The organism is Kitasatospora sp. NPDC023385 (assembly GCF_055664045.1).
The window spans coordinates 32,785-56,482 of sequence record NZ_JBVOOL010000023.1; the positions used below are offsets into that span (position 1 = coordinate 32,785).

16 protein-coding genes are annotated in these 23,698 nt (G+C 73.6%); 13 read left to right on the forward strand and 3 right to left on the reverse strand.

Annotation, left to right across the window (positions count from 1 at the left end):
- Nucleotides 1-3: 3 nt before the first annotated feature.
- Nucleotides 4-924 carry a DMT family protein gene (locus tag AC0B61_RS28725; RefSeq protein WP_471744158.1) on the reverse strand — a complete coding sequence of 307 codons (921 nt, stop codon included), beginning with the start codon at nucleotides 922-924 and terminating at the stop codon, nucleotides 4-6.
- 325 nt (nucleotides 925-1,249) lie between these two features.
- Here AC0B61_RS28725 and AC0B61_RS28730 point away from each other — a divergent pair, with 325 nt between their 5' ends.
- The 5 genes from AC0B61_RS28730 (at nucleotide 1,250) to ftsY (ending at nucleotide 8,743) form a co-directional block, all read left to right on the forward strand.
- A complete protein-coding gene (locus tag AC0B61_RS28730; protein WP_471744066.1) occupies nucleotides 1,250-2,611 on the forward strand; it encodes a hypothetical protein in 1,362 nt (453 codons plus the stop codon).
- 123 nt (nucleotides 2,612-2,734) lie between these two features.
- Nucleotides 2,735-3,034 (forward strand): acylphosphatase, encoded by a 300-nt coding sequence (locus tag AC0B61_RS28735; RefSeq protein ID WP_471744068.1) that lies wholly within the window; start codon nucleotides 2,735-2,737, stop codon nucleotides 3,032-3,034.
- Nucleotides 3,035-3,449: 415 nt separating this feature from the next.
- The gene (locus AC0B61_RS28740; RefSeq protein WP_471744070.1) at nucleotides 3,450-3,653 is read left to right on the forward strand and encodes a hypothetical protein; all 204 of its coding nucleotides are present in this window, start codon (nucleotides 3,450-3,452) and stop codon (nucleotides 3,651-3,653) included.
- A gap of 160 nt (nucleotides 3,654-3,813) precedes the next feature.
- On the forward strand, nucleotides 3,814-7,443 hold the full coding sequence (gene smc / locus AC0B61_RS28745; protein ID WP_471744072.1) for a chromosome segregation protein SMC: 3,630 nt from the start codon (nucleotides 3,814-3,816) through the stop codon (nucleotides 7,441-7,443).
- A 55-nt stretch (nucleotides 7,444-7,498) separates the two neighbouring features.
- The gene (gene ftsY, locus AC0B61_RS28750; RefSeq protein WP_471744074.1) at nucleotides 7,499-8,743 is read left to right on the forward strand and encodes a signal recognition particle-docking protein FtsY; all 1,245 of its coding nucleotides are present in this window, start codon (nucleotides 7,499-7,501) and stop codon (nucleotides 8,741-8,743) included.
- Between the two features lie 108 nt (nucleotides 8,744-8,851).
- On the opposite strand, the gene AC0B61_RS28755 is transcribed toward ftsY, so the two are convergent.
- Nucleotides 8,852-9,523: a bifunctional DNA primase/polymerase gene (locus AC0B61_RS28755; protein ID WP_471744076.1), complete on the reverse strand. Its 672-nt coding sequence runs from the start codon at nucleotides 9,521-9,523 to the stop codon at nucleotides 8,852-8,854.
- 627 nt (nucleotides 9,524-10,150) lie between these two features.
- On the opposite strand from AC0B61_RS28755, the gene nsdA reads away from it, so the two are divergent.
- From nsdA to ftsH, 7 genes are all read left to right on the forward strand, one after another.
- Complete coding sequence (gene nsdA / locus AC0B61_RS28760; RefSeq protein WP_471744078.1) at nucleotides 10,151-11,605, forward strand: transcriptional repressor NsdA; 1,455 nt, start codon at nucleotides 10,151-10,153, stop codon at nucleotides 11,603-11,605.
- A gap of 367 nt (nucleotides 11,606-11,972) precedes the next feature.
- Nucleotides 11,973-13,379 carry an ammonium transporter gene (locus tag AC0B61_RS28765; protein WP_471744080.1) on the forward strand — a complete coding sequence of 469 codons (1,407 nt, stop codon included), beginning with the start codon at nucleotides 11,973-11,975 and terminating at the stop codon, nucleotides 13,377-13,379.
- Nucleotides 13,379-13,717: a P-II family nitrogen regulator gene (locus AC0B61_RS28770; RefSeq protein WP_031072140.1), complete on the forward strand. Its 339-nt coding sequence runs from the start codon at nucleotides 13,379-13,381 to the stop codon at nucleotides 13,715-13,717. The genes AC0B61_RS28765 and AC0B61_RS28770 overlap by 1 nt, the downstream gene beginning before the upstream one ends.
- 205 nt (nucleotides 13,718-13,922) lie before the next feature.
- Nucleotides 13,923-16,397 carry a [protein-PII] uridylyltransferase gene (locus tag AC0B61_RS28775; RefSeq protein ID WP_471744082.1) on the forward strand — a complete coding sequence of 825 codons (2,475 nt, stop codon included), beginning with the start codon at nucleotides 13,923-13,925 and terminating at the stop codon, nucleotides 16,395-16,397.
- 133 nt (nucleotides 16,398-16,530) lie between these two features.
- Nucleotides 16,531-18,096 (forward strand): signal recognition particle protein, encoded by a 1,566-nt coding sequence (ffh, locus tag AC0B61_RS28780; protein ID WP_471744160.1) that lies wholly within the window; start codon nucleotides 16,531-16,533, stop codon nucleotides 18,094-18,096.
- A gap of 151 nt (nucleotides 18,097-18,247) precedes the next feature.
- The gene (locus tag AC0B61_RS28785; RefSeq protein ID WP_471744084.1) at nucleotides 18,248-18,772 is read left to right on the forward strand and encodes a GNAT family N-acetyltransferase; all 525 of its coding nucleotides are present in this window, start codon (nucleotides 18,248-18,250) and stop codon (nucleotides 18,770-18,772) included.
- A gap of 141 nt (nucleotides 18,773-18,913) precedes the next feature.
- The gene (gene ftsH / locus AC0B61_RS28790) at nucleotides 18,914-20,968 is read left to right on the forward strand and encodes an ATP-dependent zinc metalloprotease FtsH (RefSeq protein ID WP_471744086.1); all 2,055 of its coding nucleotides are present in this window, start codon (nucleotides 18,914-18,916) and stop codon (nucleotides 20,966-20,968) included.
- 54 nt (nucleotides 20,969-21,022) lie between these two features.
- Here the strand turns inward: ftsH and AC0B61_RS28795 are convergent, their stop codons facing one another.
- A complete protein-coding gene (locus tag AC0B61_RS28795; RefSeq protein ID WP_471744088.1) occupies nucleotides 21,023-21,847 on the reverse strand; it encodes a class I SAM-dependent methyltransferase in 825 nt (274 codons plus the stop codon).
- Nucleotides 21,848-22,065: 218 nt separating this feature from the next.
- Here AC0B61_RS28795 and proS point away from each other — a divergent pair, with 218 nt between their 5' ends.
- Nucleotides 22,066-23,493: a proline--tRNA ligase gene (gene proS, locus AC0B61_RS28800; RefSeq protein ID WP_471744090.1), complete on the forward strand. Its 1,428-nt coding sequence runs from the start codon at nucleotides 22,066-22,068 to the stop codon at nucleotides 23,491-23,493.
- Nucleotides 23,494-23,698: the final 205 nt, after the last annotated feature.

Consider the following 23,698-nt stretch of genomic DNA (forward strand, 5'->3'; position numbering starts at 1 on the left):
GCCCTACTTGCGGGCCAGTTCGGGGTGTTCGGCGCCGGTGTCGCCGGGCGTGCCGTGGGAGTCCTGGCCGAAGTAGGCGACCCCGACCGCGGACACCACCGCGAGCAGGAAGCCGGCCACGCCCAGCCAGCCGAGGCCGGCCTTGGAGGAGTCGCCGAGCCACAGCACGCCGACGGCGCCGGGCAGTACCGTCTCGCCGACCACCAGGGCCGCCGTGGCGCCGTTCACCGAGCCGATCTGCAGCGCCACGGTGTGGATGTACATGCCGCCGAGGCCGCCGACCAGGATCGCGTAGAGCGCCGGGTCGGAGAGTAGCGTGCCGAGTTCGAACGGGTCGACGCCGTTGAGGATCCGCACGCCGATGCCCAGGCCGCCGAAGCCGAGACCGGACAGCAGGCCGGCGACGATCGCGCCGTTGGCGCCCATCCGCCGCACCAGCAGGCTGCCGCCGGCCAGCAGCACGGTGGTGGCGATCAGCAGCCACCAGTGGAAGGCCGTGTCCGCGTGGTGGCCGCCCTCCGGGCCGGCCGAGACGGCCAGCAGCACCAGCGCCGAGCAGAGCACGCCGATCGAGGCCCACTCCAACTGCTTGAGCCTGATGCCCAGCAGCTTGATGCTGAGCAGGGCGGTGATCACCAGGTTGGCGCTGATGATGGTCTGGGAGAGGAACAGCGGCAGCAGTCGCGCGGCCAGCGCGCCGAGCCCGAAACCGATCAGGTCGAGCACCGTACCGACGATGAACTCCCAGGTGACGGCGGCTTTCGCGGTCGACGACAGGCTGGGCCCGCCGTGCTCGGTGGTCGAGCCGTCGGCGCCCTTGGCGGCCTCCTCCCGGGCGGAACGGCGGGATCCGACGGCCTGCAGGACCGAGCCGGTGCCGTAGCAGGCGGATGCCGCCACGGCGGTGACGAGGCCGATGATCACCGGGTGCTCCGATCGGGAGTTGGGTCGAGAACAGGTCATGGACGGGCGGTCCGGGACCACTATGCCCGCTCGCGCGGTACGGTCGGGACGCCCCTGGAGCACCCCGCGGATCGACCCTGCGGCCGCCCCGGAACCGGGCGGGCCCGCCGGGACGTACGTCCCGGCGGCTCCCGCGGTTCCCGCGCGGAGCCCGCCTCCGGGTCGGCCGCGGGAAACATCATCCCCGAGGAGGGGAGCGGCCCCGGCGGACGGCGGGGAGTCCTGCCACCACCAGTATGCGAAGGGTATGGCGTGCTCCGACGTCACTCGCGGTAGCGTCGGGGGCATGAGAACCCTTGCACGACGTTCCCGGGGCGCCGGGCCACTTGCCCTGATGGCGGCGCTGCTCGGGCTGCTGCTCCTGCTGGCCCCGGCGGCCTCGGCCGCCGGCGGGCTGAGCGACGCCTCCGCCGCCCTGAAGCAGGGCAAGGTCTACGTCGACCCGGCGATGACCGACCGCTTCAGCCAGGCGCAGGCCGACGCCCTGACGAAGAAGATCGACAAGGCCGACAAGCCGATCTTCGTCGCGGTCGTCCCCGACTCGCCGGCCTACGGCAGGGCCACCGTCCTGCGGGACCTGCGCACCACGGTGGGCATCGACGGCGTCTACGCCGTCTGGCGCGGCAACGAGTTCACCGCCAACTCCGACGCGGGCGCGCTGAAGCCGACCGTGGCGAAGAACATCTCCGGCGCCGCCTTCCGCTCCCACAACGGCGACATCGACGCCACCCTGAACGACTTCGTCGACCAGGCCGCTCCGCAGGCCAAGGGCACCGGCGTCAACCACAGCACCTCGATCGCCTGGGTGGTCATCCCGGTCGTGCTGGTGGCCCTGGCCGGCGCCGGCGTCTTCTTCCTCTTCCGCCGCGCGAAGAAGCGCAAGGAGGAGAAGGCCCGGGCCGAACTGGAGCAGCTGCGCCGCGTGGTGGACGAGGACATCACCGCCTTCGGCGAGGAGCTGGACCGGCTCGACTTCAACCCGGGCGCGCCGGGCGCCGACGACGCCCAGCGCACCGACTACACCCACGCCCTGGACTCGTACGAGAAGTCCAAGCGCCTGATGGACGAGGCCAAGCGGCCCGAGGACGTCCGGCAGGTCACCGAGGCGATCGAGGACGGCCGGTTCGCACTGGCCACCCTGAGCGCGCGGCGGGAGCAGCGCCCGCTGCCAGAGCGTCGTCCCCCGTGCTTCATGGACCCGCGCCACGGTCCGTCCGTCAAGGACGTCGACTGGTCCCCGGCCGGCGGCGCCGCGCGCACCGTCCCGGTCTGCCAGGCCGACGCGGACCGGCTGGCGGCCGGCCTCGACCCGGCCATCCGCACCGTCGACACCGACCAGGGCCCGCAGCCGTACTGGAACGCCGGCCCGGCGTACGCGCCCTGGGCGGGCGGCTACTTCGGCGGCTTCGGCGGCGGCGGCCTGCTGCCCGGCCTGCTGGTCGGCACCATGCTCGGCTCGATGATGAGCTCCCCGGCCTACGCCGCGGGGCCGATGATGGACGGCGGCCACGGCTACCAGGACCAGAACGAGGGCGGCGACTACACCGGCGGCGACTTCAACAGCGGCGACTTCAGCGGCTTCGGCGGCGGGGACGGCGGCGGTGGCGACTTCGGCGGTGGCGGCGACTTCGGCGGCGGGGACTGGTAGCCCGCCGACCCGGAGACAAGACTCCACGCGGCCCCGCCGGTCGTTCCTCCGGCGGGGCCGCTCCCGTGTCCGGACGCCCGGGGCCGAGCCGTGAGCGGGCACCCCGGCGGTTAGGGTCGGGGCATGCACGGTCGCGACGCCCACAGTGAGGAACCGGTCCGGGTCACCGCCTGGGTCCGGGGGAAGGTCCAGCAGGTCGGGTTCCGCTGGTGGACCAGGGCACGGGCGCTGGAGACCGGCCTGACCGGCTACGCGAGCAACCTCGGCGACGGCCGGGTGCAGGTGGTGGCCGAGGGGGCCGCGGCCGACTGCGAGCAGCTGCTGGCCCTGCTGCGCGGCCCGGACACGCCCGGGAACGTCAGCGGCGTGACCGAGATCTGGTCGGCCGTCGGCCCTGGTTACCAGGGTTTCGAGATCCGCTGAGCCGCTGCCCGCCGCCCCGTTCCGGCACCCACCGGGAAAAGATCGGGAACGGTCGGTGTCACGAGGTTGCCATCCGGGCAGACTCGTGGTTGACTCCGCATCGAACGATGATCCACGAGCACCTTGGTGGATCCGCCCCGATGGCCCCCCAGGCGTGATCACTCCGCCGGGCAGGTGACAGGGGCGCGGTAGCGTGCGGTGATCGTGTTGACCCGTTCCGTCTTTGGTGAGACGCTGGAAGCCCGCGCACACGACCGCGTTTTCCCGGCAGGCGCCTGCCCTCGTGAGCCCAGCTCACGGTGCTCGCGCCGAAGTGCCCAGCCAGCACTTCCGGTGACGCGCCGCGCGTGCGTCCCCCTTCCCCCTAGACCTGGACCATTCCGGTTCGGTCACTCAGCGTGGAGGACCATACATCATGGCAAAGGCGCTTCTCGGGTACGTCGGCGGCCCCGACCCGCGAATGCTTTCCGAGATGCGACGGCTTCAGCAGCGCGTTCAGGACCTCGAATCCGAACTCCTTCGGATGCAGGCCGAGAACGACGCGCTCGCGGCTGTCGCTGACGAGCACTCGCTGCTCAACAGCATCGATCTGGATCAGCGGGAGCCGGCTCTCACCTGAGTCCCGCCTGGTCTCCGCAGATCGACGCCGCTGTGCACTGAGCCGCCCCGAAAGGGACGCAGCTTGCAAGGGACGCCCTGATGTGGCGTCCCTTCGTCGTGTCCGAGTCCGGCTACAGTCGCACGCTGGGGCCCCTGGCGAGCGATGAGGAGACCGGCGCGTGCACCTGAAGAGCCTGACGCTGCGCGGGTTCAAGTCCTTCGCCTCCAGCACCACCCTGCGCTTCGAACCGGGCATCACCTGCGTCGTCGGCCCGAACGGCTCCGGCAAGTCGAACGTGGTGGACGCGCTGTCCTGGGTGATGGGGGAGCAGGGCGCCAAGACGCTCCGCGGCGGCAAGATGGAGGACGTCATCTTCGCCGGGACCAGCGGGCGCGCCCCGCTCGGCCGCGCCGAGGTCAGCCTCACCATCGACAACACCGACGGCGCCCTGCCGATCGACTACGCCGAGGTGACGATCACCCGGACCATGTTCCGCAACGGCGGCAGCGAGTACGCGCTCAACGGCGAGACCTGCCGCCTGCTGGACATCCAGGAACTGCTCTCCGACTCCGGCATCGGCCGGGAGATGCACGTCATCGTCGGACAGGGGCAGCTGGACTCCATCCTGCACGCCGACCCGATGGGCCGGCGCGCCTTCATCGAGGAGGCGGCCGGCGTCCTCAAGCACCGCAAGCGCAAGGAGAAGGCGCTGCGGAAGCTGGACGCGATGCAGGCCAACCTCAACCGGCTCCAGGACCTGGTCGCCGAACTGCGCCGCCAGCTCGGGCCGCTCGGCCGGCAGGCCCGGATCGCCCGCCGGGCCGCCGGCATCCAGGCCGACCTGCGCGACGCCCGGCTGCGGCTGCTCGCCGACGACCTGTCCACCCTCCGCCGGGCCGTCGAGGCCGAGGTCGCGGACGAGCTGGCGCTGCGGCTGCGGCGGGCCACCGTCGAGCAGGAACTGGCCCGCGCGGTGCAGCGCGAGCGCGTCCTGGAAGCCCAGGTCCAGCAGCTCGGGCCGAGCCTGGAGACCGCCCGGCAGACCTGGTACCGGCTCTCCGCGCTCGCCGAGCGCACCCGTGGCACCATCGGGCTGGCCGAGGCCCGAGCCCGGCACGCCGCGGCCGGCGGACCGGGCGAGGAGCGGCGCGGGCGGGATCCGGAGGAACTGGAACGGGAAGCCGAACGGGTCCGCGAGGAGGAGGCCGCGCTCGCCGAGGCGCTGGAAGAAGCGCAGTACGCGCTCGCCGAGGCCGTCGAGCGCAAGGACGGCCTGGAGCGGGAGCTGGCCGCCGAGGAACGCCGGCTGCGCGACGCCGCCCGGGCCATCGCCGACCGCCGGGAGGGCCTGGCCCGGCTGCAGGGGCAGGCCGCCGCCGCCGGGTCCGCCGCCGCCTCGGCGCAGGCCGAGATCGGCCGGCTCACCGAGGCCAGGGACGAGGCGCTGCTGCGCGCCGAGGCCGCGCAGGGCGAGCTGGACCAGCTCCAGCAGCAGGTGGACGGCCCGGCCGGCGACGACCGGCAGGCCGAGACCGACCACCGGGAGGCCCGCGAGCGGTTGGCCGCCGTCGAACGGGAACTCGCCGCCGCCCGGGAGACGGCCGGCGCCGCCGAGCGCGAGCGGGCCGGGCTCACCGCGCGGCACGAGGCGCTCTCCCTCGGGCTGCGCCGCAAGGACGGCACCGGTGCGCTGCTGGCCGCGGGGGAGCGCCTGGGCGGGCTGCTCGGCCCGGCGGCCGCTCTGCTGCGGATCGAGGCCGGATACGAGGTGGCGGTGGCGGCGGCGCTCGGCGCGGCGGCCGACGCGGTGGCCGTCGAATCGCCGTCCGCCGCCGTCGAAGCGCTGCGGCTGCTGCGCGCGGACGACGCCGGGCGGGCCGCGCTGCTGATCGCGGGCGCGGCCGAAACCCACCACCCAGCCGGGGAGTTGCCGGACGGGGCCCGCTGGGCCGCCGAACTGGTCGACGGCCCGGCCGAGTTGACCGCCGCCGTCCGGCAGCTGCTGGCCGGGGTGGCGGTGGTCGCGGACCTGGACGCCGCACTGCGGCTGCTCGGCGGACACCCCGAACTGGCCGCCGTGTCCGCCGTGTCCGCCGTCACCGTTGATGGCGACCGGCTCGGCACCGGCTTCGCGCACGGCGGCTCCGGTGGTGCGCCCAGCCTGCTGGAGACCCAGGCGGCGGTGGACGAGACAGCCCGGGCGATCGGCGAACTCACCGTCCGCTGCGCCGAGTCGGCCGCGCGGCTGGCCCAACTCACCGAACAGCGCCGGGAGTCGGCCGCCGAGGTGGAGCGGCTCGCCGAGCGGCGCCGGCGGGCGGAGCAGGACCGGGCCCGGGTCGCGGGCGCGCTCGGTCGCCTCGGCGGGCAGGCCCGGGCCGCCGCCGGCGAGGCCGAGCGGCTGTCGGCCGCGGCGGCGCGCGCCGAGCACGGCCTGGCCGACCTGCTGGCCACCGCCGAGGAGCTGGCGGACCGCCTGGCCACGGCCGAGGAGTCGGCGCACGCCGGGGAGGACGAGCCGGACGGCGGAGAACGGCAGCGGCTCGCCGAGGCCGCGAGCGGCGCCCGGCAGGCCGAGGTGGAGGCCCGGCTCGCCGTGCGCACCCACGAGGAGCGGGTCCGCGCGCTCACCGGCCGCGCGGACCAGCTGGACCGGGCCGCCCGCGCCGAACGCGAGGCGCGCGCCCGGGCCGCCGAACGCCGGCGGCGCGCCGAGCACGACGCCGGGGTGGCGAACGCCGTCGCGGCGGGCGCCCGGCAGCTGCTGGCCTGCCTGGAGGTGTCGCTGGCCCGCGCGGACGCCGGGCGGGCGGCCGCCGAGGAGGCGCGCACCGAGCGCGAGCAGGAGCTGCGGGAGCACCGCGAGCACGGCCGCGGCCTCAAGGAGGAGCTGGACAAGCTGGTCGACGCCGGGCACCGGGACGAGGTGCTGCGCGCGGAGAAGCGGCTGCGCACCGAGCAGTTGGAGGCCCGGGCGCTGGAGGAGTTCGGCATCGACGGCGGCGAGCTGCTGGCCTCGTACGGGCCGGACCAGCCCGTCCCGCCGGCGACGCCGGAGGACGGACAGGAACCGGGGGAGCCGTACCCGTACGTCCGGGCCGAGCAGGAGAAGCGGCTGAGGGCCGCCGAGAAGGCGTACCAGCAGCTCGGCAAGGTCAACCCGCTGGCGCTGGAGGAGTTCACCGCGCTGGAGGAGCGGCACGCGTTCCTGGGCGAGCAACTGGACGACCTCAAGCGAGGCCGGCGCGACCTGCTGGACATCGTCCGGGACGTGGACCAGCGGGTCGAGCAGCTGTTCACCTCGGCCTACCACGACACCGCGGCCCAGTTCGAGGGCGTCTTCGGCCGGCTCTTCCCGGGCGGTGAGGGCCGACTGGTGCTGACCGACCCGGACGACATGCTCGCCACCGGGATCGAGGTGGAGGCCCGCCCGCCGGGCAAGAAGGTCAAGCGGCTGTCGCTGCTGTCCGGCGGCGAGCGCTCGCTGACCGCGGTGGCGCTGCTGGTGGCCATCTTCAAGGCCAGGCCCAGCCCGTTCTACGTGATGGACGAGGTGGAGGCCGCGCTGGACGAGACCAACCTGCGCCGGCTGATCGGGATCATGGAGGAGCTGCGGGAGAGCTCCCAGCTGATCGTGATCACCCACCAGAAGCTGACCATGGAGTCCGCCGACGCCCTCTACGGCGTGACGATGAAGGGCGACGGCATCTCGCAGGTGATCAGCCAGCGGCTGCGCGCGGGAACGGCTCCCGGCCGCCAGGCCGGGGAAGGCCACCGGGAACGGGCACGCGCAGCGCTCGCACCGTGACGGTCCAGGGCGGCTGCGGTCCATCCGGGCTCCGGTCGCGGATACTGGAGCGGATATGGAATACGTGATCCTTGCCGTAGTCATCGCCGTGATCGCCGTCGGTGCGATCGCAGGCCTCGTCGTTTCCGGCAGACGACGCCAGCAGCTGCCCCCGAAGTCGCAGGCGCCGGTCATCACGGCGCCGAAGCCCACCCCGCGGGAACCCCAGGTCGGCGACGAGTCCGCGCCGCCGACCGAGGAACCGCGCCGCACCGTCGAGGAGGTGGAACTCCCGGCGGAGCCCTCGACCGCCGAGGCCCCCACAGCCCCCGAGGCCGTCGAGGTCGTCGAGGTCGAGCCGGCCGAGGCCGAGGCGGCTCCCGCCGTCGAAGTCCCCGAGCCCACCGCCGGCCGGCTGGTCCGGCTGCGCTCGCGGCTCTCCCGGTCGCAGAACTCGCTCGGCAAGGGCCTGCTCTCGCTGCTCTCCCGCGAGCACCTGGACGAGGACACCTGGGAGGAGATCGAGGACACCCTGCTCACCGCCGACGTCGGCGTCACCCCCACCCAGGAGCTGGTCGAGCGGCTGCGCACCAGGGTGAAGGTGCTCGGCACCCGGACGCCCGACGAGCTGCGCGCGCTGCTGCGCGAGGAACTGGTCGAGCTGATCGGCAAGGACGCCGACCGCACCGTCCGTTCCACCAAGCACGAGGAGGGCCCGGCCGTGGTCCTGGTCGTCGGCGTCAACGGCGTCGGTAAGACCACCACCACCGGCAAGCTGGCCCGCGTCCTGGTCGCCGACGGCCGTACGGTGGTGCTCGGCGCCGCCGACACCTTCCGCGCCGCCGCCGCCGACCAGCTGCAGACCTGGGGCGAGCGGGTCGGTGCGCGCACCGTGCGCGGCCCGGAGGGCGGCGACCCGGCCTCGATCGCCTTCGACGCCGTCAAGGAGGGCATCGCCGAGGGCGTCGACACCGTGCTGATCGACACCGCCGGCCGACTGCACACCAAGACCGGCCTGATGGACGAGCTGGGCAAGGTCAAGCGGGTCGTCGAGAAGCACGGCCCGGTGGACGAGGTGTTGCTGGTGCTGGACGCCACCACCGGTCAGAACGGCCTGATCCAGGCCCGGGTCTTCGCCGAGGTGGTCGACATCACCGGCATCGTGCTGACCAAGCTGGACGGCACCGCCAAGGGCGGCATCGTGGTCGCGGTGCAGCGCGAGCTGGGCGTGCCGGTCAAGCTGATCGGTCTGGGCGAGGGCGCGGACGACCTGGCGCCGTTCGAGCCGGGTGCGTTCGTGGACGCGCTGATCGGGGACTGACCGGGTCCGCCCCGTCGGTCAGGGTCCGCTCCTCCGGGGGCGGGCCCTTTCGCGTGCCCGGATTCCTGCGAGGCCGTGCGCGATCCCTACGGGGCCGGTGCGGGATCCCTACGAGGCCAGCCAGGCCGGCTCGGCGGTGCGCTCGCGGCCGCGGTGGCAGGCGTACGCGAGGGTGCCGAGCAGCAGCCGGGCCTCGGGCGGGCAGCCGGCGTTGTCGCGGGTGGGGCGGCGCAGCCAGCGGACCGGGCCGAGGCCGCCGAGGACGCTGGGCGGGGCGGCGACGTAGCTGCCCTCGCCATGGCAGGCGAGGTCGAGCGCGGCGTCGTCCCAGCCCATCCGGTACAGCAGGTCGGGCAGGCGGCGGGCGGCGCCGGCGGCGACCAGGAACTGCAGCCGGCCGGTGGGCGCGGCGAGCACCGGCCCGACCTGGGTGCCCATCCGCTCCAGCCGGACCAGCGCCTGCAGGCCGGCCTGCTCGGGGACGTCCAGGACGTCGAAGGCGCGGCCGGTGGGGAACAGCACCGAACCCTCGGCGCCGCGGCTGCGGCCCTCGGCGCCCGGGACGGGGTGCAGTCCGGGCGCGGCGCAGCGGACGGCGCCGCAGGGACAGCGGGTCGGGGCGGTGGCGGCGTCGGCCGGGCCGCCGGTGGCGACCGCCCAGCCCCAGCGGCCGGTGTACTCCGCGGCGGCCTGGGACGCGGTGACCTTGGTGCGGCGGCGCGCGCCCAGCGGTGCCAGTCGCAGGTGCCCCAGCCGGAGTTCGCCGAACAGGTTGTCCATGCCTCCCCCAACAGGTTCTTGTTGCCGATGGTTACGGGATGGTGACTGTGTGTCGATTGTCAGCTGCGTGGTGCGTAGTGCGGTGGCGGCGCGCAGCGCGTGGCGTGCGCCGGTTCCGGGGGTGTGCCTCGGGCGCCGCCTTGTCGGGGCGGCGCGGATGCCGGATCGTCGTGGGCGCGAGACTGGTGCCGCCGAGAGTGAGTGGTGAACTCGCCTGTGACTGCGAGGGATTGGCGGGTCTGCCGGGGTCCGCCGGGATGAACCGGAGGACTTGGCGGCCCGCATATGCCGGACCGTCGCGACTACCCAGTGAAGCGCCTGCCCCCCGGCTTCGGTTCACTCCTGGGGGTGGCGAAAGGTGGCGTTTCGCCAGGGCCGCTCCCACGGGCCCCTCGAGGGGCATTACGTTCAGCACGCGGATGTCGTCAGGGAGTCAGCTCCGGGCCGTCGGAGAACGGGAGTTGGGAAGCTGACGGGTCGTCCGCGACGATGGCACACCAGTACGACGACAGTACGACGACGCGGCACGGCGACACCTCAGGCACGGCACGTCTGGCAAGAGCCCGCAACCGTCGGGCGGTCACGATCGGGGGCCCCGAGAGGGGCCGGGCGGGATGGGACGTTCCCATGGCAGAGAAGCAACCCAATGAGAAGCTGACCACGTGGTTCGCCCGCAGCGGCTGGTCCAAGGGCGAGTTGGCCCGCCAGGTCAACCGTCGGGCCAGGCAGATCGGCGCCCACCACGTGTCCACCGACACCTCGCGGGTGCGCCGATGGCTCGACGGCGAACAGCCGCGCGAACCGATCCCCAAGATCATGTCGGAGCTCTTCTCCGAACGCTTCGGCTCGGTGGTCTCCATCGAGGACCTCGGCCTGCGCGCCGCGATCCCGGTCTCCACCGTGGGCGGCGGCGTCGACCTCCCCTGGAGCGGCCCGCAGACCGTCCAGCTGATCAGCGACTACTCCCGCAGCGACCTCATGCTCAACCGCCGGGGCTTCCTCGGCACCTCGCTCGCGCTCACCGCCGGCGCCGCGCTGATCGAGCCGATGCAGCGCTGGCTGGCCCCCGGCCCGACCGGCATCCCCACCCCGATCCTCACCGCGGCCAACGGCGGCGAGGCGTTCACCGGCCGGCTCTCCGAGCCCGAGCTCGAACTGCTGGAGCAGACCACGGTCATGTTCCGGCAGTGGGACGCGCAGAACGGCGGCGGGCTCCGCCGCAAGGCCGTCGTCGGCCAACTCCACGAGGTCACCGACCTGCTCCAGGAGACGTACAGCGAGGACACCACCCGGCGGCTGTTCCGGCTCACCGCCGAACTCGCCCACCTGGCCGGGTGGATGTCCTACGACGTCGGAATGCACCCGAGCGCGCAGAAGTACTACGTGCTGGCCCTGCACGCCGCCAAGGAGGCCGGCGACCGGCCGTTCGGCGCGCTGATCCTCACCGACATGAGCCGCCAGATGATCCACCTCAACCGGGGCGAGGACGCCCTGGAGCTGATCCACCTGGCCCAGTACGGCAGCCGCGACACCGCCACCCCGCGCCAGCAGTCCCTGCTGTACGCGATGGAGGCGCGCGCCTACGCCACCATCGGCGAGGTCAACCGCTGCGCCCGGGCGATCCGGCTGTCCGAGGACACCTACACCGACATCCGCGAGGGGGACGAGGAGCCGGACTGGCTGAAGTTCTTCTCGCCGGCCGAGCTGAACGCCGAGAACGCGCACTCCTTCCGCGACCTCGCGTACCACTCCGACAACGCCGAGCTGTACGCCTCGATGTCCGCGCCGGTGATGGAGCGCGCGGTCGACCTGTTCCGGCAGGACGGCGACCACGTGCGCTCGTACGCCTTCAACCTGATCGGCATGGCCAGCGTGCACCTGCTGCAGAAGGAGGCCGAGCAGGCGGCGGTGATGGCCGAGCAGGCGGTGGACATCGCCACCAAGGTGCGCTCGGAGCGGCTGAACTCCCGGGTGCGCAAGACCACGGAGGCCGCGGCGGCCCGGTTCAAGGGCGTGGACGCGGTGAGCCGGCTCAAGGAGCGGGTCGTCCAGGACATCCCGGAGTACGTCTCGGTGGTCTGAGCGGCCGCATCCCGCCCCGGACTCCCGCAGCCCTTCCCCGCTCCACCGGTCCTTTCCTGACTCCACCGGCCGTGGTGGCCGCCGCCGCCGCGGCCGGTGGCATTTCCCCGAGGCGGCGTTCCCGCCGGCGCGCGCCACCGTCCCGGGCGGGTTACCGTCGCGTGCGGCGGCACGGTAACCCGCCCGGACGGAGGCGGGGCCGCGGTTCACGCAGCCGTAACCCGGGCGTCGCACGCGTCACGGCCGCGAAACAACCGGCCGCACTGGCCGAAACCCGCCTTCGGCACGCTCCTTTCATCGCCGACACCCCGGGTGGCACGGGACAGGTACCCGGGTGCGGATCGGCTTTGATACAGAGGAGACGCCGATGCCGGACGGCTTCAGCGCAGGCGACACCGCCTTCGTACTCATCAGTGCAGCCCTGGTCATGCTGATGACCCCGGGCCTGGCCTTCTTCTACGGGGGCATGGTCAGGGCCAAGAGCACACTCAACATGCTGGCGATGAGCTTCCTCTCGCTCGGCATCGTCACCGTGCTGTGGGTCCTCTACGGGTACTCGCTCAGCTTCGGGCCCGACTCCTTCGCCGGGCTGATCGGCAACCTGGACTTCCTCGGGATGCGCGGCATCGGCCTGAACGAGCTGACCGGGAGCATCCCGATCACCGCCTTCGCGGTCTTCCAGCTGATGTTCGCGATCATCACCCCGGCGCTGATCAGCGGCGCCATCGCGGACCGGGCCAAGTTCGCCGCCTGGGGCCTGTTCATCGCGCTCTGGGTGACGATCGTCTACTTCCCGGTCGCGCACTGGGTGTTCTTCTTCGACGGCGGCCACGGCGGCTGGCTGGGCGACCGGAACGGCGTGATCGACTTCGCCGGCGGCACGGCCGTGCACATCAACGCCGGGGTCGCCGGCCTCGCGCTCTGCCTGGTGCTGGGCAAGCGGGTCGGCTTCAAGAAGGACCCGATGCGCCCGCACAGCCTGCCGCTGGTGATGCTCGGCTCCGGGCTGCTGTGGTTCGGCTGGTTCGGCTTCAACGCGGGCTCGGCGCTGGCCGCCAACGGCGTCGCCGCGATGGCGATGGTCAACACCCAGGTCGCCACCGGTGCGGCGCTGGTCGGCTGGCTCATCTACGAGAAGCTCAAGCACGGCGCCTTCACCACGCTGGGCGCCGCCTCCGGCGCGGTGGCCGGGCTGGTCGCGATCACCCCGGCCTGCGGTTCGGTCAGCCCGCTCGGCGCGGTCGCGATCGGCCTGGTCGCGGGCGCGGTCTGCGCCGCCGCCGTCTCCCTCAAGTACCGCTGGGGCTTCGACGACTCGCTGGACGTGGTGGGCGTGCACGCGGTGGGCGGGGCGATCGGCTCGCTGCTGGTCGGCCTGTTCGCCACCGGCGGGGTCGGCCAGGCCGCCAAGGGCCTGTTCTACGGCGGCGGGCTGGGGCAGCTCGGCAAGCAGGCGTTGGGCGTGGCCGTGGTCGCGGCGTACTCCTTCGTCCTGTCCTGGCTGCTGGCCAAGGCGGTCGACAAGCTGGTCGGCTTCCGGGTCGCCGAGGAGGTCGAGGTGGCCGGCATCGACCAGGCCGAGCACGCCGAGTCCGCCTACGATTTCAGCGCTGTCGGGGCCGGTCTGGCCCGGGCCCTGCCGGGCCTGGCCGCCGCCGCGCCGGCCGGCCCGTCCGCCGCGAAGCCCGCGGCGACGGCCACCGGGAAGAGCGCCGAGAAGCCCACCGAGAAGGCCGCCGGAACGACGGCCGAGAAGACCGAGGTCGACGCCTGATGAAGCTCATCACCGCCGTGATCAAGCCGTACCGCCTGGACGAGGTGAAGGCCGCGCTGCAGGCCTTCGGGGTCCACGGCCTGACCGTCACCGAGGCCAGCGGCTACGGCCGCCAGCGCGGCCACACCGAGGTGTACCGGGGCGCCGAGTACACCGTGGACCTGGTACCGAAGGTCAGGATCGAGGTCCTGGTCGAGGACGAGGACGCCGACGAACTGATCGAGGTCCTGGTGAAGGCCGCCCGGACCGGGAAGATCGGCGACGGCAAGGTCTGGAGCATCCCGGTCGACACCGCCGTACGGGTCCGCACCGGCGAGCGCGGCCCGGACGCCCTGTAGCCCCCCCACCCTTGGCGGGCTCGTGATTCCCCGGAATGGGGTGCGCGGGCCCGCTCACGGCGTCCCCCGCTCAGCCGGACGGCGGCGCCCACCCGGAGGACGGCTCACGGGCGGCCCACCCGAAGGACGGCTGACGGGGCCGCTCACCCGTAAGACGGCTCACCCGAAGGACGGCTCACCCGCACGACGGACGGGAACCACGCGCATGACCACCGAGACCAGGCCTTCCGGCCCCGCCGACCCCGCCGACCACGCCGCCGCCCTGGCCGCCCGGACCGCGCTGCTCGCCGACCCCGGCCCGGTCGGCCGCCCCCGCCGGGAGGCGCTCGCCAAGCTGACCGACGACTGGCTGGCCGGCCTGCTCGCGGCGGCCGGCACCCCGCCCGGCGTCGCGCTGGTCGCCGTCGGCGGGTACGGGCGCGGCGAGCTGTCCCCGCGCAGCGACCTGGACGTCCTGCTGCTGCACGACGGCCCGATCGCCCGGGAGCTGCCCGAGCGGATCTGGTACCCGGTCTGGGACGCGGGCGCCAAGCTCGACCACTCGGTGCGCACCGTCGCCGAGGCCCGGGCGGTCGCCGCCGCCGACCTCAAGGCCCAGCTCGGTCTGCTGGACGCCCGCCACCTCGCCGGGGATCCGGCGCTCACCGCCGAGCTGCGCTCCGCGGTGTTCACCGACTGGCGTGCGAACGCCCCCGTGCGCCTGCCCGAGCTGCGCGAGCTGGGCCGCGAGCGGGCCGAACGGCACGGTGAGCTGTCCTTCCTGCTGGAGCCCGACCTCAAGGAGGCGCGCGGCGGCCTGCGCGACGTGGTCGCGCTCAACGCCGTCGCCGCCAGCTGGCTGGCCGACGCGCCCCGGGACGGCCTGGACGCCGCCGCGCTGCGGCTCGCCGACGTGCGCGACGCCCTGCACCTGGTCACCGGCCGGGCCACCGAGCGGCTCAGCCTGCAGGACCAGGACCAGGTCGCCGAGCGGCTCGGCGTGCTGGACGCCGACACCCTGCTGCGCCAGGTCTACGAGGCCGCCCGCACCGTCGCCTACGCGAGCGACGTCACCTGGCGGGCGGTCGACCGGGTGCTCGCCGCCCGGGCCGGCCGGGGCCGCCGCGCGGTGCGGCGCGCGTTCCCGTTCACCGGCCAGTTCACCGCCCCGTTCACCGGCGCCGGCCGCGGCGCGGGCGCGGTGGCCCGGGGCGACGTCGAGCGCCGCCCGCTCGCCGAGGGCGTGGTCGAGCAGGACGGCGAGGCGGTGCTCGCCCAGGGGGCCCGCCCGGCCGCCGACCCGGTGCTGCCGCTGCGCGCCGCGGCCGCCGCCGCCCAGAACGGGCTGACCGTCTCGTACGCGACGGTGCGCCGGCTGGCCGCCGAGTGCCGTCCGCTGCCGGTGCCCTGGCCGGACGAGGCGCGCGAGCAGCTGGTCACCCTGCTGGGCGCGGGGGAGGCCGCCGTCCCGGTGTGGGAGGCGCTCGAGGCGGAGGGCCTGGTCACCCGGCTGCTGCCGGACTGGGAGCGGGTGCGCTGCCGTCCGCAGCGCAACGCCGTGCACCGCTGGACGGTGGACCGGCACCTGGTGGAGACGGCGGTGCGGGCCGCCGCGATGACCCGCAGGGTCGCCCGGCCGGACCTGCTGCTGGTCGCCGCGCTGCTGCACGACATCGGCAAGGGCTGGCCCGGGGACCACAGCGAGGCCGGCGAGGTGATCGTCCGCGACCTCGCCGCCCGGATGGGCTTCGGCCCCGAGGACACCGAGACCCTGGCGGTGCTGGTCCGCCAGCACCTGACCCTGGTCGACACCGCGACCCGGCGCGACCCGGACGACCCGGCCACCGTCGAGGCGGTCACCAAGGTGGTCACCACCGTGCCGGAGCTGGAGCTGCTGCACGCGCTCACCGAGGCGGACGCGCTGGCCACCGGTCCGGCCGCGTGGAGCAGCTGGCGGGCCTCGCTGGTGGACGGCCTGGTGGCCCGGGCCGCGGACCGGCTGGCCGGGGCGGTCGGGGCCCTGGTGGAGGCGGCGCCGACCGCCGAGCAGGAACGGCTCGCGGTCGAGGCGGCCCGCAGCGGCGAACCGGCGCTGTCGCTGCGCGCCCAGGCCCAGGGCGCGGGCGCGGGCACCGAGCCGATGGGCGTCGAACTGAACCTGGCCGTACCGGACCGTCCCGGGCTGCTCGGCACCGCCGCCGGGGTGCTCGCACTGCACCGGCTGACCGTCCGCTCGGCCGGGCTGCGCGAGCTGGACCCGATCGGGGCCGGGCCGGTGCTGCTGCTGTCCTGGCGGGTGGCCGCCGAGTTCGGCGAGCTGCCGGAGGCGGCCCGGCTGCGGGCCGACCTGCGCCGGGCGCTGGACGGCTCGCTGGACGTCGCCCGCCGCCTCGCCGAACGGGACGCCGCGGCCCCGCGCCGCAAGGGCATCCCCACCCCCGCGCCGGTGGTCGCGGTGGCGCCCGCGGTGGCCTCGGCGACCGCCACCGTGCTGGAGGTCCGTGCTCATGACGCCCCCGGCCTGCTGCACCGGATCGGCCGGGCGCTGGACGGGGCGGGCGTCCGGGTGCGTACCGCGCACGTCTCCACGCTGGGCGCGGACGCCGTCGACTCGTTCTACCTGACCGACGCGGCGGGCCGTCCGCTGTCCGCCCAGCGGGCCGGGGAGGTGGCGGCGGCGGTCCGGGCGGCGCTGGGCTGAGGCGCTCCGGGAACAGGGTGGGGAGCAGGGTGGGGGGCTTCGGGAGCGGGGGTGGAGACCGTACCCGGGGCGGCCGGATACCCTGGGGACGACGACCGTACCGTTACCGATGCCGCAGAGGACCCGCGACGACGTGTTCGACACCCTTTCCGATCGCCTCGCAGCGACGTTCAAGAACCTCCGGGGCAAGGGCCGCCTGAGCGAGGCGGACATCGACGCCACCGCCCGCGAGATCCGCATCGCGCTGCTGGAGGCGGACGTCGCGCTGCCGGTCGTCCGGGCCTTCATCCAGCGGGTCAAGGAGCGGGCGCTCGGGGCCGAGGTCTCCGGCGCGCTGAACCCGGCGCAGCAGATCATCAAGATCGTCAACGAGGAGCTCATCGCGATCCTCGGCGGCGAGACCCGCCGGGTGCGGTTCGCCAAGAACGGCCCGACGGTCATCATGCTCGCCGGTCTGCAGGGTGCCGGTAAGACCACCCTCGCGGGCAAGCTCGGCCACTGGCTGAAGCAGCAGAAGCACACCCCGCTGCTGGTCGCCTGCGACCTCCAGCGCCCCAACGCGGTCAACCAGCTCCAGGTGGTCGCCGAGCGCGCCGGCGTGGCCTTCTACGGGCCGCAGCCGGGCAACGGCGTCGGCGACCCGGTGAAGGTGGCCGAGGACTCGATCGAGTACGCCAAGCAGAAGCAGTACGACGTCGTCGTCGTCGACACCGCCGGCCGGCTGGGCATCGACGCCGAGCTGATGCAGCAGGCCGCCGACATCCGCGCCGCGGTGAACCCGGACGAGGTCCTGTTCGTCGTCGACGCGATGATCGGCCAGGACGCGGTCACCACCGCGCAGGCCTTCCTCGACGGCGTGGACTTCACCGGTGTCGTGCTCTCCAAGCTCGACGGCGACGCCCGCGGCGGTGCCGCCCTGTCGGTCGCGCACGTCACCGGCCGGCAGATCATGTTCGCCTCCAACGGCGAGAAGGTCGACGACTTCGACGCCTTCCACCCGGACCGGATGGCCTCGCGCATCCTCGGCATGGGTGACGTCCTCTCGCTGATCGAGCGGGCCGAGCAGACCTTCTCGCAGGCCGAGGCCGAGAAGATCGCCGCCAAGCTGCGCGGCGGGCCGAAGCAGTTCACCCTGGACGACTTCCTGTCGCAGCTGGAGCAGGTCCAGAAGATGGGCTCGATCTCCAAGCTGCTCGGGATGCTGCCCGGCATGGGGCAGATCCGCGACCAGATCAACAACATCGACGACAAGGACGTCAACCGGGTCGGCGCGATCATCAAGTCGATGACGCCGATCGAGCGCGCCGAGCCGGAGCTGATCAACGGTTCCCGCCGGGCCCGCATCGCGAAGGGCTCGGGCGTGCAGGTCGGCGAGGTGAAGAACCTGGTCGAGCGGTTCTTCGAGGCCCGCAAGATGATGTCCGCGATGGCCTCCGGCAAGGGTGTGCCCGGCATGCCGGGGATCCCGGGCATGGGCGGCGGCTCGAAGAAGTCCAACAAGAAGGCCCCGCAGGCCAAGGGCAAGCGCAAGAGCGGCAACCCGCTGAAGCGGGCGCAGGAGGAGGCCGCGGCCGCCGAGCGCCGCGCGCTCGGCCCGGGCGGCGACCAGGCCCCGGGCGACGGCGGCGCCTTCGGCCTCGGCGCGGGCAAGGGCCCGGCCGACTTCGAGCTGCCCAAGGAGTTCAAGGACCTGCTGTAGTCCTCGAACGGCAAGGGGCACCCGCCCCTGATCGGCCCTGATGGGCCCCTGGCAGGCGCTGATGAGCGCTGACAGGCCCTGATCGACTCCACTCGGCCCGTCGTCCGGCAATTCCGGGCGACGGGCCGAGCGCGTGTCCGATGATGGGGGCATGCGAGTGATGATCAAGGCCCCGAGGGCCGAGGACGCGGTGGCGTACGCCGAAGCGGTCCGGCGGTCCGCCGACCACATCGGCCGGTGGAACCCGGTCGAGCCGGACGGACTGCCCGAACTGCTGGAGCGCCAGGGGGTCGGCCTGCGCACCTTCCTGATCGCCGACCGGGAGACCGGCGGACTGGTCGGCAAGGTGAACGTCGCCAACATCGTGATGGGCCGCTTCTGCAACGCCACGCTGGGCTACGACTCCTACCTGCCGTTCGCCGGCACCGGGCGGATGTCCGAGGGCATGCGGCTGGTCCTGGACCGCTGCTTCGCCCCGCAGTCGGCCGACGGGCTCGGGCTGCACCGGCTGGAGATCAACGTCCAGCCGGAGAACGGGCGCTCGATCGCGATGGCCGAGCGGCTGGGCTTCCGGCACGAGGGCTTCTCCCCGCGGATGCTGTTCCTGCAGGGCGGCTGGCGCGACCACGAGCGGTTCGCGCTGACCGCGGAGGAGTGGCCGGGCGCCTCGGCATAACCGCTGGTGGCAGGCCCCGGGGCGCCGTGCGGGAGACCTTGTACGGGTGGTCGGTCAGGTCTGTTCGGGCGGCCCCGTGCGGGCGGTCGGGCGCGGTGTTGCGGTTGGCCGGCCCGAGTGCCGGTCCGTATCGTCCGGTGGGTGACCGAACCCGTGCCGCCGCGTCAGACTCCCGACCAACCCTGGCGTTCCGAGGGCGCCCCGCCCCCGCCGCCACCCCGCCGTCGGATGCCCGGCGGCTGGACCGGGCTCGTCCTCACCGCCCTCGTGGTGTTCCTGATCTCGGACGTGCTGCTCTCGTTCTTCGGCAACGAGGGCGCCACCACGGTCTCCTACACCGAGTTCAACAACCAGCTGAACAAGGGCAACATCACCAAGATCTACGCCAAGGGCGACGCGATCGAGGGCACCCTCAAGAGCGCGCAGCCCAAGCCGGACGGCGGCAAGGGCGACTACACCGAGTTCGCCACCCAGCGGCCCTCCTTCGCGGGCGACAACCTCTGGACCACCCTGCAACAACAGGGGGTCGAGGTCACCGCGACCTCGCCCGTCCAGCAGCGCAGCTTCCTCACCAACCTGCTGCTCTCGCTCGCCCCGATGCTGCTGCTGGTCTTCATCTGGGTGCTGCTCGCCCGCCGGATGGCCGGCGGCCTCGGCGCCGGGCCGCTCGGCCGCAAGGCCCCGCCGAAGCCGGTCACCGCCGAGCAGGGCAAGCGCACCACCTTCGCCGACGTGGCCGGTATCGACGAGGTCGAGGCCGAACTCACCGAGGTGGTCGACTACTTGAAGAACCCCGAGCGGTACCGCAAGCTCGGCGCCAAGATGCCGCGCGGCGTACTGCTGAGCGGGCCGCCCGGGACGGGCAAGACCCTGCTGGCCCGGGCCGTGGCCGGCGAGGCGGACGTGCCGTTCTTCTCCGCCTCCGCCTCCGAGTTCATCGAGATGATCGTCGGCGTCGGTGCCAGCCGGGTCCGCGAGCTGTTCGCCGAGGCCCGCAAGGTCGCCCCGGCGATCATCTTCATCGACGAGATCGACACCATCGGACGCCAGCGCGGCGCGGGCGGCGGCATGGGCGGCCACGACGAACGCGAGCAGACGCTCAACCAGATCCTCACCGAGATGGACGGCTTCACCGGCTCCGAGGGCGTCATCGTGATCGCCGCGACCAACCGGGCGGACGTGCTCGACCCGGCGCTGCTGCGCCCCGGCCGCTTCGACCGGCGGATCACCGTCAGCCCGCCCGACCGGGAGGGCCGCGCCGCGATCCTGCGCATCCACACCCGCACCGTCCCGCTGGCCGGCGACACCGACCTCACCCGGCTGGCCAAGGCCACCCCCGGGATGACCGGCGCCGAACTCGCCAACCTCGTCAACGAGGCCGCCCTGCTGGCCGTCAAGCGCGAACAGGACGCGGTCAACGACCGGGACCTCTCGGACGCCCTGGAGAAGGTCCAACTCGGCGCCGTGCGACCGCTGGTGATGCCGCAGGAGGAGCGCGAGCGGACGGCGTACCACGAGAGCGGGCACGCGCTGCTCGGCATGCTCCAGCCCGGCGCGGACCCCGTCCGCAAGATCACCATCGTGCCGCGCGGCCGGGCGCTCGGCGTCACCCTCTCCACCCCGGAGAACGACCGCTACTCGTACACCGAGCCCTACCTGCGCGGCCGGATCATCGGCGCGCTCGGCGGCATGGCGGCCGAGCAGGTCGTCTACGGGGTGATCACCACCGGCGCGGAGAGCGACCTGGAGCAGGTCACCAACATCGCCCGCGGGATGGCCGGGCGCTGGGGGATGAGCGAGCGGGTCGGCCGGCTCACCGCGGTGCCCTCCGACCCGCAGGGGGCGTACGGGCTCTCCGCCGCGCCGACCACGCTGGACGCGGTGGACGAGGAGGCCCGGCGGATCGTCTCAGAGTGCTACGACGACGCGGTGCGGCTGCTGACCGAGCAGCGGCACCGGCTGGACGCGCTGGCGGCGGCCCTGCTGGAGGCGGAGACGCTGGACGAGGAGGCGGCGTACCGGGCGGCGGGGATGCCCCGGGAGGGCGGCTCCGAGGAGGCCGGCGGGCCGGACAGGCCTGACGGGCCGGACAGGCCTGACGGGCCTGACGGGCCTGATGTGCCTGATAGGCCTGATGGGACTGGCGGGCCTGATGGCGTCGAGGGCCCGGACGGAAAGTCGCTCGACCAGGCGTGAAGCCGGATGCCGGGGGCGCTCGCCGAGATGGCGGGCGCCCCCGGTTCGCGTTTCCTAGCGCGGCCGCTCGGCGACCAGGTAGCGGAACACGTTCTCCATCCGGACCGAGCCGTCCGGGCGTAGGTGCGGCTGCAGCGCCTCCTCCAGCTCCTTGGCCACCAGCGAGGCGCCGGAGAACTCCTCGGCCGCCTCGAACAGGCCGGTGGAGAGCAGGCCGCGCACCGCACTGTCGAGGTCCGGGTAGGCGAACGGGCAGCTCACCCGGCCGCTGCCGGCCGGGCGCAGGCCGGCCGGGGCGAGCAGGTCCTCCAGCGCCCCGGGCGTGCTCAGCTCGAACGGGTCGCGCGCGGTGGTCCGGCCCGCCATCCGCCGGGCCACGTCCAGCACCGGGGCGCTCTCGCAGCGCTCCGGCGGGCCCCAGGCGGCGAGCACCACGTGCCCGCCCGGGAGCGTGAGCCGGGCGGCCTCGGCCACCACCGGACCCGACTCGCCGGCGCCCGGCAGCTGCTCGAAAACCGTCACCAGCGAATGGGCCGAGCGGGGGACGGCGGCGGCCGGCCGGGCCCCGGCGCACACCCGCAGCCGACGGTCGTGCGCCAGCGCGCGCAGCTCCTCGCGAGGCTCCTGCCCGGCGACCTGAGCACCCCGCCCGGCGGCGAGCAGCAGCGCCAGTCCGGACCGGCAGCCCAGGCCCAGCACGCTGCTCGCCGGGCCGACCTCCAGCCGGTCGTAGACCGCCTCGTAGAGCGGCACCAGCATGCGTTCCTGGATCTCCGCCCAGTCGCGCGCCCGCGTGGGCCGGGGCCCCGCGGGCCGCTGGTGGTGCGCGCGTGCGCCGGTCGGTCGTGCGGTCGTGCCGGTCGTTCGAGCTGAAGCCATCGCGGCCTCCCATCCGGTCCTTCGGTGTGCTGCTACGGCTCCCCCAAAGTCCCGCCCCACTCCAGCGAACAGCGGGTCGGGCCCGGCGTCCAGAGGGGTGCGGGGTGGTGCGCGCACGTCGCGGTAGTGCGCCCCCCTGCGGCCGGCCCGGCTCGCCACCGGCCACGGGTGTGATACCGATTCGAAGTCAGGGGGTCGCTCCCCGTACGATTCGCCCCATGGCTAAGGCACCCGTTCTCACCCCTCAGGCGGAAGACTTCCCGCGCTGGTACCAGGACCTCATCAACAAGGCCGAGCTGGCCGACAACGGTCCGGTGCGCGGCACCATGGTCATCCGACCGTACGGCTACGGCCTGTGGGAGCGGATGCAGCAGGAGATGGACGCGCGGATCAAGAAGGCGGGCGCGCAGAACGCCTACTTCCCGATGTTCATCCCGCAGTCCTACCTGACCAAGGAGGCGGAGCACGTCGAGGGCTTCGCCCCCGAGCTCGCGGTGGTCACCCACGGCGGCGGCAAGCAGCTGGACGAGCCGGTCGTCGTCCGGCCCACCTCCGAGACGATCATCAACGAGTACTTCTCGAAGTGGGTGCAGAGCCACCGCGACCTGCCGCTGCTGATCAACCAGTGGGCCAACGTGGTCCGTTGGGAGCTGCGCCCGCGCATCTTCCTGCGCACCACCGAGTTCCTCTGGCAGGAGGGCCACACCGCCCACGCCACCTACGAGGACGCCCGTGCGTACGCCTCGATGATCCACACCCAGGTCTACGGCGACTTCATGACCAACGTGCTCGGCATCGACGTCGTGCTCGGCCGCAAGACCGCCAAGGAGCGCTTCGCCGGCGCCATCAACACCCTCACCCTCGAAGGCATGATGGGTGACGGCAAGGCCCTGCAGCTCGGCACCAGCCACGAGCTGGGCCAGAACTTCGCCAAGGCGTTCAACACCACCTACCAGCTGCAGGGCGCCGAGCGCGAGTACGTCTGGCAGACGTCCTGGGGCGTCTCGACCCGCATGGTCGGCGGCCTGATCATGTCCCACGGTGACGACAACGGCCTGCGGGTGCCCCCGCGCCTGGCCGCCGTCCAGGTCGTCGTGCTCGCGATCAAGGGCGACGACGCGGTCATCGCCAAGGTCCGCGAGATCGGCGCCCGGCTGGAGGCCGTCGGCATCCGGGTCGTGGTGGACGACCGCACCGACACGCCGTTCGGCCGCCGCGCCGTCGACTGGGAGCTCAAGGGCGTCCCGCTGCGCATCGAGGTCGGCCCGCGCGACCTGGCCTCCTCCGAATTCCCCGGCGGCACCGCGATGCTGGCCCGCCGCATCCCGGGCGGCAAGGAGGCGGTCTCCATCGACGCCCTGGCCGCGCTGATCCCCGGCATCCTGGAGGAGGACCAGGCGCTGCTGCTGCGCCAGTCCCGCGAGCGCCGCGAGGCCCGTACGGTCGACGTCGCGACCATCGACGAGGCCGTCGAGGCCGCCGCGACCGGCTGGGGCCGGATCCTCTGGGCCGACCTCGGCGCCGAGGGCGAGGCCAAGCTGGCCGAGCAGGGCGTCACGGTGCGCTGCATCGTCGCGGCCGACGGTTCGGTGCCGCAGTCGGACGACCAGGACGGCAATATCGCGATCGTCGCCCGCGCGTACTGACATCGCTTCGGCGACAGTTCCGTATCCGTTCCGCGGGCCGGCGATGTTCGTCGGATGTCCGCCGGATGTCCGTTACCAGCGGGTAATGTCCGTTGGCGGCGACATTTGCCCGGAATGCGGATGGGTAAGAATCCGGTAACTCTTCCGGGCCCGTCCCGACCGGGACATCCCTACTGGCCGGTCAGCTCCCGGTATTAACCGAATA

Coding starts and splice junctions, on each gene's coding strand:
- AC0B61_RS28730 (WP_471744066.1), top strand. CDS start 1,250: ATGAGAACCCTTGCACGACGTTCCCGGGGCGCCGGGCCACTTGCCCTG.
- AC0B61_RS28735 (WP_471744068.1), top strand. CDS start 2,735: ATGCACGGTCGCGACGCCCACAGTGAGGAACCGGTCCGGGTCACCGCC.
- AC0B61_RS28740 (WP_471744070.1), top strand. CDS start 3,450: ATGGCAAAGGCGCTTCTCGGGTACGTCGGCGGCCCCGACCCGCGAATG.
- ftsY (WP_471744074.1), top strand. CDS start 7,499: ATGGAATACGTGATCCTTGCCGTAGTCATCGCCGTGATCGCCGTCGGT.
- AC0B61_RS28755 (WP_471744076.1), bottom strand. CDS start 9,523: ATGGACAACCTGTTCGGCGAACTCCGGCTGGGGCACCTGCGACTGGCA.
- nsdA (WP_471744078.1), top strand. CDS start 10,151: ATGGCAGAGAAGCAACCCAATGAGAAGCTGACCACGTGGTTCGCCCGC.
- AC0B61_RS28765 (WP_471744080.1), top strand. CDS start 11,973: ATGCCGGACGGCTTCAGCGCAGGCGACACCGCCTTCGTACTCATCAGT.
- AC0B61_RS28770 (WP_031072140.1), top strand. CDS start 13,379: ATGAAGCTCATCACCGCCGTGATCAAGCCGTACCGCCTGGACGAGGTG.
- AC0B61_RS28775 (WP_471744082.1), top strand. CDS start 13,923: ATGACCACCGAGACCAGGCCTTCCGGCCCCGCCGACCCCGCCGACCAC.
- AC0B61_RS28785 (WP_471744084.1), top strand. CDS start 18,248: ATGCGAGTGATGATCAAGGCCCCGAGGGCCGAGGACGCGGTGGCGTAC.
- AC0B61_RS28795 (WP_471744088.1), bottom strand. CDS start 21,847: ATGGCTTCAGCTCGAACGACCGGCACGACCGCACGACCGACCGGCGCA.
- proS (WP_471744090.1), top strand. CDS start 22,066: ATGGCTAAGGCACCCGTTCTCACCCCTCAGGCGGAAGACTTCCCGCGC.